This window comes from Brachyspira sp. SAP_772 (assembly GCF_009755885.1).
Lineage (GTDB): Bacteria > Spirochaetota > Brachyspiria > Brachyspirales > Brachyspiraceae > Brachyspira.
Genome location: NZ_VYIX01000002.1, coordinates 853,768 through 868,938, shown reverse-complemented (window position 1 = coordinate 868,938; position 15,171 = coordinate 853,768). Strand labels below are relative to the sequence as shown.

Sequence of the window (15,171 nt, the reverse complement as noted above, 5' to 3'; positions counted from 1 at the left end):
TCTTTGTGGCGCGTCGAGGGCACTTCCTACAGTCGTTCTGAAGGACTCCATACGGTCGCAAAAGAAGCGAAGTGCTCAGTGTGTACTTCGTTAAGGGCAAAGCCCTGCAAACATTTTAAATTTAAAAAATTTATTTTTGATAAAAATATAGCTGCTTATGTATATATTATAATATTAAAGGTTTTTTAGATGAACATATTATTCTATTTCCATTAGATTGCCTTTTATCTTTATCAGAAACCACAAGAACATAATTAATTAACTCAAACATATTTTGAGGTTTTATTTTAGAATTAGCAAATAAAAGTTTTGCTAATTCTCTTGATTTATTTTCTATACCTTGAGGAATTTTATTTTTTTCTTTACTAACTATATAAGCTTTTACTTTCTTAGTATCTATTAAATGTTTCAATTTATTGTTGTCTGAAATATTTTTTATTGTTTCTATAATTTGAATATATGCTTTATCTATTTTTACACCTTTTAATTCTATAAAATTAGAAACTTCTTTTTTTCTATATGCTAAATAATCACATTTTTTTACATTGTCATTAAATATACCATTATCCACTTTTATGATAAAGATATCATTTTCTGCTTTTATATAAAGTTTTGTTTGTGAATCTGATAAAGTTTTTCTATCATCTTTTTTTAATAGTTCATAATTATTATTCATTATTTAATTCCATATCAAACAGTTTTGTATATGTTTCATTAATAGTATTAGATACATCGTCTATTTCTTCAGAGTTAATTTCCTGTTCTTCATTAATAAGATTTGTATATCTAAAATCATTTAAGTATAATTTAAAAGCATTTATTTCATTAGGATTAATAGCTCCATATTCACCTACAATATTATTAATTTTTTCTATTTTTTCTTTATTGTCTTTATAATTTTCTTTTAGTTTTCCAGCATAAAGCAAATTATTAGCACTTGTCAATATATAAGGGCTATGAGTTGTAATTAAAATACTGTTATTAGTCATATTCATAAAATTAACAATAAAATCTATAATTTCTTTTTGCATTTTTGGATATAAATGAGCTTCAGGTTCTTCTATTATAAGAAAAATATTTTTTCTATTTAACCATGCTATACCTAATAAACAATTTAAAAGCCATAATATTTCTTGCTGGCCAGATGATATTTTATCTACAGGTATTTTTTTGTTGCTATTTTCTAATTTTATATACCCAAACTTATCATCACAAAAATATTCTCCACCCATATATTTTTCTATTTTTTTATTCATTTCATTTAGAAATATTTTTTTATTATCATCATTGCTATTATTTATAAAATTTCGAACTCCATCTTTGAATAGGAACTCAATTTTTTCAACAAGTGTAAAAAAAGGATAAAATATAAGATCTATAGTATTATAATCTAATCTAGTTCTTTGATTATTCAATAATGCTATAGAACTTCTTGAAGCTGGTATATAGTAAGTTATTAATTCATTTTCAAAAAAATCATTTATTTCTTTACCTATACCTCTTTCAAAAATATCTTCAAATATTATTAAACTATTAACATTTAAATATTCTTCAAAAATTTTTTTTATATCAATTTCCAATTTATTAAAAAATACTATTATATCTTCACTGTAATTAATATTTAAATTATTATTTTTTTTTGTAATTTCTATATAAGTATTAGATTTGTATATATATTTCAAATATAAATTATCATCTATATTTTCCAATTTTCCAAATATACTTATAAAAAAATCTTTTATTATATTATTATATATTTCTTTTATCCTGTATTGTATTTTATTTTTATAAGCAAATATATAAACTTTTATTTGAGTGTTTATTTCTTTGAAGAAAAATATGGCTTTACTTATTGTGCTTTTACCTGAAGATTGTTCTCCTATAATTAAATTAAATTTATTAATTTCCATTTCAAAATCTTTTACAACAAGTAAATTTTTAATAATTATTTTTTGCATATTATCTCCATTAATCATATAAAACTATTATACTTAAAATATAAAAAATAGTCTATATTGAAAATTTCAGGTTTATATAATTATAAAAAATCATAAATAAAAACCATAAAAAATAATTTAAGCTATTATACTTTACAATTTTAACTCTTTTTAGTATAATCATAAGTAAGGATAATATTATGTTTACTTATTTTGTAATCAAACGAATACTAAAAGGCATAATCATGTTTGTGATACTTATGTTTATGTCTTCTGCTATATTTAACACTGTGAGCGAAAAAACTCTTAAAGCACAGATAGAAGAAAATATTAATGCCGAAGTACGCGGACTTAGCAATATGCGTACAGAAGATGTGGAAAACTTTATTAAAGAGAGAAGAGCATACTATTATGATATATATTGGCTCAACAGAAGCATTGGTGAGAGAATATTTATAAGGGCAATTAACACTATTACATTTCAATTTGGCAAATCTACTATAATGATGGATTCTAACGGAAACAGAGATGTTATAAAGATAATAGGAGAAGCCCTCCCCCGCTCTATAATACTTTTTACAACAGCATCAATCATACAAATGATAATAGGTTTAATAATAGGGCTTGTAAAGGCAAGAAAAGCAGGCGGATTATTTGACAGAACTACAAGCATTATCACTATGATAGTTTACGGCATGCCTACTTGGTGGCTTTCTATGATACTTATAATGATATTTGTTTATAAGTTTAATTTGTTTCCATCTGGAGGGGTTCATTCCATACCCACACCTGAAGGCATAATGTATTATTTGGATATGTTATGGCATATGGCTTTACCTATGCTCACATTAACATCAATAGGATTTTGGGGGCTTTCTTTTGTTGTGAGAAATATAGTGCTATCCACTCTTCAAGAAGATTATATTATGGCGGCTCGTGCTAGAGGTATATCAGAAAAGTCTGTGTTACTAGGGCATACTTTAAGAAGTTCAGCTCCTCCTATAGTTACAATAACTTTATTAGGACTGCTTGGCTCTATTGCAGGCTCTATCATATTTGAAGGAATATTCTCTTGGCCGGGTTTGGGCAATCTTTATTGGATATCCGTTCAGCAAAATGATATACCTGTGCTTATGGGAAACTTAGCTATTACTACTGCTCTTTATCAATTTGGTTTGGTTGTGCTTGATATATCTTACGGATTCTTAGACCCTAGAATAAAAGTTGGAGGCAAGATGTAATGAGTAAGGATATTAATAAAAATAATCTTAATAAAAAGCTTGCCCCTCTAATAGAATTTTTTAATGAGTTTAAAAAAGATAAAACAGGCGTTGTAGGTTTATGCATACTTGTTTTGGCAATATTTGTTTCGCTATTTGAGCCATTAATACTCACATACAAAGAAGCACCAAAACGCTGGAGAGATATCACATATTGGCAGGATAACCCAGCATCAGCCCCACCAGAATGGCTTAATTTCTTTAGCAGAGAAAAATCAGCAATTACAACAGATATAAAACCTATAAGCGTAGAAACTAATTATATAGATAGTCAAGCAGTATACAAAGCAGTATTTGAATATGATTATAAATTTGATAAATCTCCCGTTGATTTAATCTTTCATGCTAATGTAGATAATTCTTCTGCATTAGTTTGGAATGTAACAAGACCAGACGGGGAAGTAATCACACTATCAGACAGTTTACATAATATAAAAGGCGACTTAAGAATATCCGCATTTAATGATTCAAAAAATAGAATATTTAGGTTTTACAGAGAGTCGGTTCCTAGAATGCTAGCAAGACAAATCGACACTCTCACAACCAACCCAATGAAAATACTTTTTAATACAAAAAAAGATGATATGGCAAAAAATTTCTTGGCATTAAAAGGTATTTATAAATTTGAAGTAACAGCTAATTTTTCTGACGCTAATTCAAGTTTTGAAAATCCTTATATGGTGTTGGTAGGCTCAATGTCTGGAATAATGGGCACTGACAATATGAAGCGAGATATATTTTCTGGTTTAATATCAGGTCTTAAGTGGGCATTATTTATAGGCATAGCTACGAGTTTTATATCGGTTATAATTGGCGTGATGTATGGAATAGTGTCTGCATATTTTGGAGGGTTTGTTGATAGTTTTATGCAGTTTGTGTATCAGATATTTATAGGCATACCTGTTTTGCCTGTAATGATAGTAATGAGTGCAATATTTAAGCCTACAATATGGACTATGATAAGCATGATGATATTTTTCTCTTGGACTGGTTCAGTTATGACTGTTCGTTCTATGGCTATGCAGCTTAAAGAAGAGACATACATTGAGGCAGCACGTACAATAGGGGCTTCGCATTTTAGAATAATATTTAATCATTTAGCACCGCTACTTTTGCCTTTTTCATTTGCTTCTATGGCTTTGGCGGTGCCTTCTGCCATAGTTTATGAGTCTTCATTATCTTTACTTGGGCTTGGAGATGCCACTATAGTTACTTGGGGGCAGATTTTGCATGATGCTATGAAGGGTTCTGCTGTGCTTTCTGGGCTTTGGTGGTGGATAATACCTCCGGGAATATTAATTGCTATATTGGGAATGTCTTTTGCCTTTTTGGGTTTTGCATTAGATAAGATACTTCATCCAAAACTAAAGAGCAGATAAGAATAATTAATTAGATTATAAAAATAAATATTTGCAAAAAAATATTTTTATGTTATAATTTTTAAACTATAAAACCTATGTGCCTGTAGCTCAATTGGATAGAGCATCAGATTGCGGTTCTGAAGGTTGGAAGTTCAAATCTTCTCAGGCACGTTTAAATTAAATATATGGAGAGATGTCCGAGCGGTTGAAGGAGCACGATTGGAAGTCGTGTGTATGTAACAGTACCGTGGGTTCGAATCCCACTCTCTCCGTAGTTTAGTTTCCTACATCTCTTATAACGGGGTTCTACGGCAGTTGATGATGAATCCGCCAGGTTCGGAAGGAAGCAACGGTAAGTCAACCCAACTGGGTGCTAGTTCTCCTGTTATAAGGGGCCTTTTTATTCACAATGATTTTTTAATGTAAATAAACATCTTTTTCTATATAATTTTTTTGTTGTTCTTTTTCCCGCCGCAAAGTTTTTACCCTACGGGTACGCTTAGTGAAAAGTGCAAATGCTTTAGATTTATATTTTTGGAATATATAAAAATAATGTTTATACTTATATATGTATATAAAAAACTATGCTTCATTAAATGCAGTTCTTCGAGAAGCGTATCCGAAGGATATAGGCTTCTTTTATACCAATACCGAAATGTACCTACTCGGTAAAAGAAGTTGGGCTTGAGGTCTAATCCCAAAAATAATAAAATAAAAAAACTCTAAATTAGCAAACTTAAAAATTCATGCTATGCTCTCTTGATTAGAAATAAAAAACTTTTTTAAAATATAATTATCTCTTAATTGTAGTGTCAATAGAATTATCTTTATATTCCAAATATATATTATCAACTATTTCTTCTGTAAATTTATCATAAATTACCATATTAATTCCATTTGTTGTTTTAATATAGTTTGTCCTATTAATAGATAATTTTCTACCACTATCTACAACTAAATCAGTATAGTTTCCTATTTCATCATAAAATAAATATTGATTTGAACTAGATGAAGAATATATAAGTTTATTATTATCTATTACATAAGATGAATTTTGTAAATAAATATCATTAATATTAAAATTTGATATTATATTTTGAACAATGATATCGTTACTTTGATAATTTCCAAGCATAGTAATACCTATAACATAATCATCAGCATTTTTTACTTTTTCTATATATTTATTTAAATTAGTATATTGTTTTAATTCAAAATTATAAATTTCTTTATCCTGATATTCAGCATTTATCTCCCAAGAATAATATTTAGGATCTCCTCGTCTGTCAGCTAAATCATAATTCTCTTTTAAATATTTTCCTAAATATCTCGTAAATTTAGTTGAACCTTTATAGTTTAAATGAGTCCAATCATTGAAATCTTCATAAAAATTTAATTTATACTCATCATAGTATAAATTAAAATCAATAAAGGGTATATCATATTCATTAGCTATATTTTCAGCACTATTAAAAATTTTTTTATGGTTATATGTCAATGGAATATTAATATATGGAGAAAGAATTATTAAAATAGGAATATCATATTTTTTTACTAGTTCTATAGTTTTTCTGTAATATTCTTCTGTTTTTGAATAAAGTTTCAAATTCTCCCTCACTAAATTAGTGCTATATTTAACATTTTTTTCTGTATTATAAAGATAGGAAAATCCTTTAAAATATTGCAAACTGTTATCGTTTATAAAATCATTCTTTTTCAGAATAGAATATCTATCATGATATTGATACATAAAATTAAAATACTTATCTATTTCTTTTTTTGGTACACTAACCTTTATAGCATTTAATTTTAATTCTGATATTTTTAATCCAGAAATAAAATTTAATATACTACTTTTTGTAGTGTATTCTCGTACAAATACTGTAGTATAAGCTTCAATAACTATAAGTTTTGGGGTTTGAGTCTTTAATGATTCTTTTACAGAAAAATATATCTGCCAAAATGGAGTTAAAGAAGTAGCCAAATTGTAGGATGATATTCCATAATCTTTATACAATATTCCAGGATTAATGCCAAAAAATACCCTACTGCTTCCAAAAAATAGTACATCTACAGATCTTTTTTCTTGTTTATAAAAAATATTAAACTGATTGATACCGTAAGTACTTTTTAAAATAAGAGTTTTATTTATTTTGATAAAAATAAATATAAAAATAGATATAAAAAGTACAATTTTAATAATTTTTATTTTCATAATTCTCTCACAATATTAAAATTGGAAATATATAAACTGTTTAGGGTCAAATCCTGCTCCATATTTACCATAAACAATTATGTAAAAAATTAAAAATAACATCACAAACCATCTAAAATATAGATTTTGCTTACTTAAAAACTCAAATATACTCTCTTTTCTTATGTACTTTATTAAATCTATTGATATCAATATAAATAAAGCTATTATGAGTATATTCATCTCAAAAATGTTCAATCCCAAATTATATAAAGTACCATCAAACAATGTCCATAAATCTATTCTTGTAAATATTCTTTTTATATAAAGAAGGGCATCATATATAGTTTCAGCCCTAAAAAATATCCAAGCTAAATCTACTATTATAAAAGTAATGATTATTTCTAATATAATGAAACTAAAGACATTTGTTCTAATATTAAACTTATTTAAATATTTTTCTTTGATAGGTTTTAATTGTTCTTCTATTATATGACAAATACCATGTATAGCTCCCCAAGCAATGAAGGTAAAATTAGCTCCATGCCAAAGTCCGCTTACTAAAAACGTTACTAATATGTTAAAACTTTTTCTAAGCTTTGAACATCTATTTCCGCCCAAAGGTATATAAAGATAATCTCTAAACCAAGTAGATAATGATATATGCCATCTACCCCAAAACTCCTTTATCCCTCTAGCAAAATATGGAGTGTTAAAATTCTCCATTAAATTGATTCCCATAACTTTAGCTGTTCCAATCGCTATTAATGAATAACTTCCAAAATCACAGTATATCTGAATAGAAAAAAATACTGCTGCTAAAATTAAAGCCATACTGTTATACTCATAATAACTATTAAATACTGTATCTACTAATATTGCTGCTCTGTCTGCTATGACCATCTTTTGAAAATAACCAAAAAGCATTAATAATAAACCTTCTGTCATTCTATCATAATCGAATCTTTTTACTTTATCTAAATTTTCTACCTGAATAAGCAAATTTTTAGAACGCTCTATTGGCCCTGCTACTAATTGAGGGAAGAATGATACAAACAACGCATACTTAATAATATTTTTCTCTGACTTTATCTCACCTCTGTAAACATCTATTGTGTAGCTTAATGCCTGAAAAGTATAAAAAGATATTCCTACAGGTAAAATAATATCAAGAGGCTTTTCTACCAATTTTATATTAAATACTGACAATAAAATATTAATATTCTGTAGAAGAAAATCAAAATATTTGAAAAATACCAATATAGCAAGATTGATAATAAAACTAAAAGCAACTACTGTTCTTCTATATTTTAGTTTTTCTATTAATATACCGCTTAAAAATGTTACAACTGTAGAAGTAGCCATTAATAAAGCATACTTAGGGTTCCAAAACATATAAAATGTATAGCTAGCTATAAACAAACAAATATATCTATACTTTTTTGGAAATATCCAGTATAAAACGAGTGTTATAGGAAAAAAGATCATAAATTCTGTGGAATTAAACAGCATTATTTAACTCCCAGAAAAAAATGCAAAAGTATTCTATTTGGTTTGGTTTGGTTTGGTTTGGTTTGGTTTGGTTTGGTTTGGTTTGGTTTGGTTTGGTTTGGTTTGGTTAACTATAATCATGACAATTTATTATATATTATAACAAATAAAAATCAACAAAAATATGTAAATTACTTGATTTTTTTTGTATATCATGTACATTAGATTTAATACTTATAAGGTCTTATTTATGAAAAATAAAAAAACTCTTTTTATTTGCATTATTTCAATGATTTTCACATTAATTTTATTAGCAACTTTTGTAATTTTAGGCAATATAAATAGAATAGGATATTTAACAAATATAAAACATATTGAAAATAACACATACTCATTTAAAATAAATTATTATGATAAAGTTTTTAGAAATGGAGATGTTTATGGAGTATATTTAAATATTGATAAAATCCTTAAAGATAATAGTTTTATAAAAGAAATTAAAATGGGAGAAAACGGAAGTCCTTTTGGTAGATTAATAACTACTGAGCCAATAGATACAAATAATAAAATTGACAACATACAATATACTTTAAAAATAAAAAACAATGTATACTTATACGCTTTTATAATATATTTATTTCTTATATTTTTATTTTATATATTTTCAATAATCAAAGAAAATAAACTCATATTAGCATATATATCCCTATTAATAATTATACAAATTTTAATATATTTATTACTATATGATTATTTTAGAATAGTTTCATAAAATATTAATTATAAAATATTGATAAAAAAATGAAAATATTATATCATATTATCAACATGGGGAGCTTATAAAAGGCTGAGAGGAAGTTTACATAATTAAACTTCGACCCTTATAACCTGTTTGGGTAATGCCAGCGTAGGGAATTATCTCTTTTATTACTTAATTCTAAATAAATTAATAAAATGAGACCTTTTCTAATGTTGGTCTTGTTTTATTAAATTAGACTATATCAATAACAAGACTAAAAATAATTAATTAAAACAAGACAAACGGCGTTATAAAAATCTCTATTTAATATTTTTAGGAGTTTTTTATGACTTATAATCTTAAAACAAAAAACTTTTTTATTAAGAGTTTATTTAAAACATTTTTTATTTTTCTAACTTTCTTGCTAATCATCTCTTGCAGCAAAGAAACAAAAAACATTAAAGATGAACTTACAATAAACTTAGGATATGAGCTTCAATCCATTGACCCAGCAATAAACGATGAAACATATGGGTTTATTTATATTAATCATGCTTTTGAAGGATTATTAACAAAAGATATAAGCAACAAAATAGTTGGAGGCTCTTCAGATAAATGGGAGATAAGCGAAGATAAATTAAAATATACATTCCACATAAGAGAAGACGCCAAATGGAGCGACGGTAAAAAACTAACAGCCAATGATTTTGTTTATTCATATAGAAGAGTGGTTGATCCTAAAACAGCTTCACCTATAGCATATTTAATGTATTATATAAAAAATGCAAAAGATATAAACATGAGCAAAAAGCCTGTTGAAAGTTTAGGCGTTACTGCGGTAGACGAAAACACTCTTACAATAGAACTTGAAAACCCTACATTATACTTTGAAGATATTTTAGCTTCTGGTGGTTGTTATGTTCCTGTGAGAGAGGACATTATAAATAAATACGGCGATGATTGGACATGGAAACCTGAAAGCTATATTGGAAATGGTGCTTATAAGATGACAGATAGAAAGCCTGATGAACTTATTGCATTTGAACTTAATACTAATTATTGGGATTACAAAAATCAGATTGCTAAAAAAATCAATTTTGTTTTGATAGCTGATGAATACATATCTCTTAATGCTGTGAGAACAGGAAATGTTGACTTTTCTATTAATGCTCCTCCTATTGGTGAAATAGAAAACCTAATAAAAGAAAATCTCATGGCTGTAAGCGATATTATAGGAGTATATTATTTAGATTTAAACACAAAAGATAAAACATTATCCGACAAGAGAGTAAGAAAAGCATTATCTTTGGCAATAGACAGAAATTACATTGTAAGCAATATTGGCTACGGCAGACTAATAGCAGCAGAAAGCTTTGTTGCTCCTGTTGTAAAAGGTTTTGAAAAATCTTTTAGAGAAGAGAGCAGCAATTTTATAATAGCGAACAATTACAGCAATAATATAATAGAAGCAAAAAAATTATTAGCCGAAGCAGGATACCCTAACGGAGAAAATTTCCCTATATTAGAAGTAAAAGTTTCATCTGGTTTCTATACCACTGTATTAGAAGCAATTCAGCAGATGTGGAAAAATAATTTGAATATTGATGTTGCAGTTAGAACAGAAGAGTCAAAAATCACACTTCCTTTCAGACAATCAGGCAATTACCAAATAGCTAGAACAAGCTGGACAGGCGATTATAATGACCCGCTTACAATTCTTCAGATTATGACAAGCGACAGTGATATAAACTACGGCGGATTTTCAAATGAAAGATATGACTATTTAATAAACTTTGCCACTACTTCAACAAATGAAAAAGATAGAATGGAAGCTTTAAAAGAAGCAGAGGCTATTCTTTTTGAAGAGGCACCTATAATACCTTTTATATATAGAACAGATTTTTTAGTTGTTAATCCAAAATTAAAAAATTATATTGATGAGCCTTTGGGAAGATATAAATTTAATTATGCATATATAGAAGAGTAGTTTTAATAAATTATAATTTTAATAAATTTAAGGAATAAAGTGCTATTTTAAGTATAGTATTTTATTCCTTAAAAAATTTTATTTACACACCCCACCCTTTTATCTTTCTGCTCTAATTTTAAATTTAAACTTTCTCTATATTCATTGCACAATGAGAATTTTTAGCGCCCCACCCAAGTGGTTTTTAAATTAAAAAATTATCACACCGCACGTTAAGCAAAACAAAATATATAATTTTAATTTGAAATACGATTTTTATTATTTTTCTAAAAAATATTTACCGTGCGGGAAAATAGATTATTAGTCTAATCAAAGCTTGGGTGGGTGTGCTTTTTTTAATTATGCAATAAAGAATATTAAAACAATATTTTGTATATAAACACAAAAGCCAATAGGGCGGGGATTAAAAAAGAGCAAAAAACATAATAAACTTTTTTTCTTGATTTTTTCTAAATTATAATGTATAATAAATTAATCAAAATAAGGTAGGTGCTTATATTTAGTAACAAATATAAGATTTCCGATAAACTTCGATAATATCATTTTTTAAATCAAAATACGAAGACTGGCAGCCTATCCAGTGATTTTAATAAAAAAGGAGAATTATATTCTATGAAAGTTATGGGAATAGTTGCTGGCAGACATAATGGAAACAGCGAAATTTTAGTAAAACAAGCTTTAACAGCAGTGAAAGATGCAGGAGGCGAAGCAATACTTATTAATTTATTTGATTATGATATAAAGCCTTGTTCAGGATGCGAATCATGTACAATAGGTATGGAGAAAGCATTCAAAGAAAAAAAAGAATATAAAGGCTGCATCTACAAAGAAAAAGATGATATGGACAAGATAGTTAATGTTATGAATGAATGCGAAGGAATAATAGTGGGCTGCCCTACTTATGATTTGCTTCCTTCTTCATTATATTTATCATTCGCTCAGAGATTCTTGGCTTATGAGTTATCATTTAGAATAAAGATAGGACAAGTAAAAAAAGACCCTCACACAGTAGCAGGCCTTATAGGAGTTGGCGGCTCTAAACATGACTGGCAGACTATGAGTTTGGAAGGACTTGCTGCTACAATGTTTACTCAATCTATTACAGTAGTTGATATGTATTTAGCTACAAGTGTTGGAAGACCAGGAAATGTTCTCATACATAAAGACTATTTGGAGAGAGCTTACAAAATGGGAAAAAACATTGCCCAAGCAATTAACACTCCTGTTGAAGAGAGAAAATGGCTTGGAGATCCTAATTTAGGTTTATGCCCAAGATGTCATTCCTCTTTAATATATCCGGGTGAAGAGCATTGGGACGGAGTTAAGTTTAATTTTGAATGTGCTGTTTGTGGTGCGGGTGGCGATTTAGTAAAAGGAGAAGATGGACAATATAAATTTGTGCTTGCTGAAAACGGTCTTATAAGAGACAGAAACATTAACGAAGCAAGAGCAGTACATTTACAAGAGATAATGGAGACAAGGGCTAATTTCATGTCTAAAAAGCCTGAGATAGAAGAAGAATATAAAAGATTTAGAGAGATGAAATTTGAAACTATAAAATAATAGCGGTTAATAAAACTTTTTATATAATAAAAAAGCACTATTTAATAAATAGTGCTTTTATTTTTTGAGTTTATATATATCTAAATAATTAAATTTTATCTTGTATGTTTGTATTTTTATTTAACTTTTTCCCGCCTACGCACCCATATCTAAAGGCACTTCCTTCGGTCGCTCTGAGGACTTCGTCAAAGTTTTTGCCATCTGGGCACGCTTTACGAAAATGCAATTTTATTAAAGACATACACAAAAAATAAAAACTTTTCTACAAAACATAGTTATATACTATTATTCTTCCTTTAACTTAAAATATTTTATGGCCTTTATAAAATCCTCTGCCTCATTAAGAAACAACTGCGAAGATTTATTAAAACTTTTCTACTATTATATTATGTAAACTTATAAAATAATAACCTATTTTTATTTATAATAATATATACAATAGATGAAACAATAAGCCCAATCAAAGCCCCAAAAATAACATCGCTTGCATAATGCACTATCAAATAGACCCTCGAAAAACTTATAATCAAAGCAATAATTACAGCCAAAGAGCTATATAATTTATTAAAATATAAAAATATAGGAAAGTACACAGCAAAAGAGAGAGCGGCATGAGATGACGGGCAAGAGAATGATGTTTCAATGTGACTGCCTACAGCGACCCAATAATCATAATATTCTGTAAATGGACGCTCTCTCGCTATCAAAGGCTTTAATATAACAGCTGTAATGATGAATACTATAAAACAACTAATGGCCATATTTATGCCGCAGAGTCTAGTTTTTCTAAATATCAAAAAAGTTATAATCACTGCACACAAAAATAAAGCCTCCCCCATATTTGTAACTAATGAAAAAAAATAGTCCAAGTAATTAAAATTATTATGCAAACTATGTACAAACTCTATTGCAGAAACGTCTAATTTATTTATTATACCGCTTATCATAAACTAAAACTCATAAATATTTATATCAAAAAAATATATAAAACATATTGTCAAATGATGTCTTTTAATATAACATAAAAAAACAAAAAAGGAAAAACAGTTTATGAATGAGTATATAGTTTCTATAGGCGGCTCTAATATAGATATACAAGGCTTCTCTAAGGAAAATATTTTATTAAGAGAATCAAATCCTGCAAAAATTAATATATGTGCAGGAGGCGTTGAAAGAAACATTGTTCATAACCTATCAAACTTAGGTCTTCATAATATTAAGTTTATCACATCCATAGGAAATGATATATTCGGCGACATTCTTCTAAACAATATAAAATCTCTTAATATAGACACTTCATATATCATAAAAAAAGGCTCATCTACCACATATATGGCTATTATGAATAATGATAAAGATATGTATTTAGGCGTTTCTGATATGGACGCTCTTGATGAAAACATTACTATAGAATATTTAGAAAGCATAAAAGAAATAATAAAAAATGCAAAGTTCATCACAATAGATGCCGTAATAAAAAGAGAGATTTTTGAATATTTAATAAAAAACTTTCCAGAAAAAAAATTATTATGCGATGCTGTATCTGTAAAAAAAGCAGAAAATATAAAAGGGTTAGAAAAACATATATATGCATTGAAGCTTAATTCAAACGAGGCTTCATTTCTCTTAAATAAAGACATTAGCACTATAGAAGAAGGTTTGGAGGCGGTGGGTAGATTTATAGATATAGGAGTATCAGAAATATACATAACGTTCGCAGAGAAAGGAATATGCTACGCCTCATACAAAACAAAGCCCGCACATCTAAAAGCACCCAAAGTAAACATTTTAAATGCTTCTGGAGCGGGAGATGCATTTATGGCTGGAATAATTTATTCTATATACAACAATTTTGATTTGGACTACAAAGTAAAGTTTGCTGCCATTATGTCTATGCTTGCATTAGAAAGCGAAGAGACTATTAACAATAATATAAGCTTAGAAAATGTTCAGCAAAGACTAAACATGATATTTAATTAAATAAAATTTATCCTTTTGATATTTTTCTTAAGCAATATGTTATAAATATAAACAGCCCCATTATAGATACATAATCCATAAAGAAAAATATTACAGGCTCTTCATAATCAAAAAAAGCAAAATCCACAAGCAGAAACATTTTGTTGTATAATCCTCTTTTAATAAATGAAACAACTCCGTATATAGAAACAAACAAAGCTATTATTATAGATATTTGTTTTTTAATAAACTTTTTATTTATAAACATACCCCAATGCATTCCCAAATGTGCCGACATAAATATAAAAGCCCAAGAGTTTGAAATCATATGAAGGCGTCTTGTAAACATTCCACTGTTGTGAATATTAAGAAAACCTAACACTCTTTGAGAAAATAATATTCCGCTAATCATGAGTCCCGCCATACACAAAAAAAGCATAGTGTTAATGAATGTGTTTAATATTCTATTAAAATTATATTTGCCTTTATAAATATTTTTATACCAATTAAAATTGAGTATATGATGAAGTATAAAAAATATAAAAAGCATAAAGCCCAAATATTCATGCATGGCATCACCTGTAAAGTGATATGCCATTAAAACAAAAAAGAGCAGCGTCATTATTATGTCTACAGTAATTTTAATTATTTTTTTCATCG

At 27.5% G+C, this 15,171-nt stretch carries 12 protein-coding genes, 2 tRNA genes, 1 other RNA gene and 1 riboswitch; of the genes, 9 read left to right on the top strand and 6 right to left on the bottom strand.

The window, feature by feature from the left end:
- Nucleotides 1-166: 166 nt before the first annotated feature.
- Together GQX97_RS09020 and GQX97_RS09015 are read right to left on the bottom strand one after the other, a co-directional pair.
- On the bottom strand, nucleotides 167-676 hold the full coding sequence (locus GQX97_RS09020) for a hypothetical protein (protein ID WP_157151608.1): 510 nt from the start codon (nucleotides 674-676) through the stop codon (nucleotides 167-169).
- Entirely contained in the window at nucleotides 669-1,958 is a 1,290-nt protein-coding gene (locus GQX97_RS09015; RefSeq protein ID WP_232473306.1) for an AAA family ATPase, read from the bottom strand. The genes GQX97_RS09020 and GQX97_RS09015 overlap by 8 nt, the downstream gene beginning before the upstream one ends.
- 179 nt (nucleotides 1,959-2,137) lie before the next feature.
- On the opposite strand from GQX97_RS09015, the gene GQX97_RS09010 reads away from it, so the two are divergent.
- The 5 genes from GQX97_RS09010 to ffs all read left to right on the top strand — a co-directional run bounded on the left by GQX97_RS09010 (nucleotide 2,138) and on the right by ffs (nucleotide 4,969).
- Complete coding sequence (locus GQX97_RS09010; RefSeq protein ID WP_157151606.1) at nucleotides 2,138-3,178, top strand: ABC transporter permease; 1,041 nt, start codon at nucleotides 2,138-2,140, stop codon at nucleotides 3,176-3,178.
- Nucleotides 3,178-4,596 (top strand): ABC transporter permease, encoded by a 1,419-nt coding sequence (locus tag GQX97_RS09005; RefSeq protein WP_157151605.1) that lies wholly within the window; start codon nucleotides 3,178-3,180, stop codon nucleotides 4,594-4,596. The genes GQX97_RS09010 and GQX97_RS09005 overlap by 1 nt, the downstream gene beginning before the upstream one ends.
- 79 nt (nucleotides 4,597-4,675) lie before the next feature.
- Nucleotides 4,676-4,749, top strand: a tRNA-Arg gene (locus tag GQX97_RS09000).
- 16 nt (nucleotides 4,750-4,765) lie between these two features.
- Nucleotides 4,766-4,850 (top strand) — tRNA-Ser (locus GQX97_RS08995).
- 24 nt (nucleotides 4,851-4,874) lie between these two features.
- Nucleotides 4,875-4,969: signal recognition particle sRNA small type (ffs, locus tag GQX97_RS08990), an RNA gene on the top strand.
- Nucleotides 4,970-5,371: 402 nt separating this feature from the next.
- Here the strand turns inward: ffs and GQX97_RS08985 are convergent.
- Together GQX97_RS08985 and GQX97_RS08980 are read right to left on the bottom strand one after the other, a co-directional pair.
- Nucleotides 5,372-6,793 (bottom strand): hypothetical protein, encoded by a 1,422-nt coding sequence (locus tag GQX97_RS08985; RefSeq protein ID WP_157151604.1) that lies wholly within the window; start codon nucleotides 6,791-6,793, stop codon nucleotides 5,372-5,374.
- A gap of 15 nt (nucleotides 6,794-6,808) precedes the next feature.
- Nucleotides 6,809-8,167 carry an MBOAT family protein gene (locus GQX97_RS08980; protein ID WP_232473304.1) on the bottom strand — a complete coding sequence of 453 codons (1,359 nt, stop codon included), beginning with the start codon at nucleotides 8,165-8,167 and terminating at the stop codon, nucleotides 6,809-6,811.
- A gap of 346 nt (nucleotides 8,168-8,513) precedes the next feature.
- Here GQX97_RS08980 and GQX97_RS08975 point away from each other — a divergent pair, with 346 nt between their 5' ends.
- The 3 genes from GQX97_RS08975 to GQX97_RS08965 all read left to right on the top strand — a co-directional run bounded on the left by GQX97_RS08975 (nucleotide 8,514) and on the right by GQX97_RS08965 (nucleotide 12,552).
- On the top strand, nucleotides 8,514-9,035 hold the full coding sequence (locus tag GQX97_RS08975; protein WP_157151602.1) for a hypothetical protein: 522 nt from the start codon (nucleotides 8,514-8,516) through the stop codon (nucleotides 9,033-9,035).
- Between the two features lie 47 nt (nucleotides 9,036-9,082).
- A riboswitch (TPP riboswitch) is annotated at nucleotides 9,083-9,195 on the top strand.
- 153 nt (nucleotides 9,196-9,348) lie between these two features.
- On the top strand, nucleotides 9,349-10,989 hold the full coding sequence (locus GQX97_RS08970; protein ID WP_157151601.1) for a peptide ABC transporter substrate-binding protein: 1,641 nt from the start codon (nucleotides 9,349-9,351) through the stop codon (nucleotides 10,987-10,989).
- A 612-nt stretch (nucleotides 10,990-11,601) separates the two neighbouring features.
- The gene (locus GQX97_RS08965) at nucleotides 11,602-12,552 is read left to right on the top strand and encodes a flavodoxin family protein (protein ID WP_157151600.1); all 951 of its coding nucleotides are present in this window, start codon (nucleotides 11,602-11,604) and stop codon (nucleotides 12,550-12,552) included.
- A gap of 386 nt (nucleotides 12,553-12,938) precedes the next feature.
- Here the strand turns inward: GQX97_RS08965 and GQX97_RS08960 are convergent, their stop codons facing one another.
- Nucleotides 12,939-13,499: a phosphatase PAP2 family protein gene (locus GQX97_RS08960; protein WP_157151599.1), complete on the bottom strand. Its 561-nt coding sequence runs from the start codon at nucleotides 13,497-13,499 to the stop codon at nucleotides 12,939-12,941.
- Between the two features lie 103 nt (nucleotides 13,500-13,602).
- On the opposite strand from GQX97_RS08960, the gene GQX97_RS08955 reads away from it, so the two are divergent.
- On the top strand, nucleotides 13,603-14,532 hold the full coding sequence (locus tag GQX97_RS08955) for a carbohydrate kinase family protein (protein WP_157151598.1): 930 nt from the start codon (nucleotides 13,603-13,605) through the stop codon (nucleotides 14,530-14,532).
- 7 nt (nucleotides 14,533-14,539) lie between these two features.
- On the opposite strand, the gene GQX97_RS08950 is transcribed toward GQX97_RS08955, so the two are convergent.
- On the bottom strand, nucleotides 14,540-15,169 hold the full coding sequence (locus GQX97_RS08950) for a DUF4405 domain-containing protein (protein ID WP_157151597.1): 630 nt from the start codon (nucleotides 15,167-15,169) through the stop codon (nucleotides 14,540-14,542).
- Between the last annotated feature and the right edge of the window lie 2 nt (nucleotides 15,170-15,171).

Excerpts from the sequence above, each read along its gene's own strand:
- GQX97_RS08950 (WP_157151597.1), bottom strand. The coding sequence starts at position 15,169 with ATGAAAAAAATAATTAAAATTACTGTAGACATAATAATGACGCTGCTC.
- GQX97_RS08965 (WP_157151600.1), top strand. The coding sequence starts at position 11,602 with ATGAAAGTTATGGGAATAGTTGCTGGCAGACATAATGGAAACAGCGAA.
- GQX97_RS08960 (WP_157151599.1), bottom strand. The coding sequence starts at position 13,499 with ATGATAAGCGGTATAATAAATAAATTAGACGTTTCTGCAATAGAGTTT.
- GQX97_RS08955 (WP_157151598.1), top strand. The coding sequence starts at position 13,603 with ATGAATGAGTATATAGTTTCTATAGGCGGCTCTAATATAGATATACAA.
- GQX97_RS09005 (WP_157151605.1), top strand. The coding sequence starts at position 3,178 with ATGAGTAAGGATATTAATAAAAATAATCTTAATAAAAAGCTTGCCCCT.
- GQX97_RS08970 (WP_157151601.1), top strand. The coding sequence starts at position 9,349 with ATGACTTATAATCTTAAAACAAAAAACTTTTTTATTAAGAGTTTATTT.
- GQX97_RS09010 (WP_157151606.1), top strand. The coding sequence starts at position 2,138 with ATGTTTACTTATTTTGTAATCAAACGAATACTAAAAGGCATAATCATG.
- GQX97_RS08985 (WP_157151604.1), bottom strand. The coding sequence starts at position 6,793 with ATGAAAATAAAAATTATTAAAATTGTACTTTTTATATCTATTTTTATA.
- GQX97_RS09020 (WP_157151608.1), bottom strand. The coding sequence starts at position 676 with ATGAATAATAATTATGAACTATTAAAAAAAGATGATAGAAAAACTTTA.
- GQX97_RS08975 (WP_157151602.1), top strand. The coding sequence starts at position 8,514 with ATGAAAAATAAAAAAACTCTTTTTATTTGCATTATTTCAATGATTTTC.
- GQX97_RS08980 (WP_232473304.1), bottom strand. The coding sequence starts at position 8,167 with ATGTTTTGGAACCCTAAGTATGCTTTATTAATGGCTACTTCTACAGTT.
- GQX97_RS09015 (WP_232473306.1), bottom strand. The coding sequence starts at position 1,958 with ATGCAAAAAATAATTATTAAAAATTTACTTGTTGTAAAAGATTTTGAA.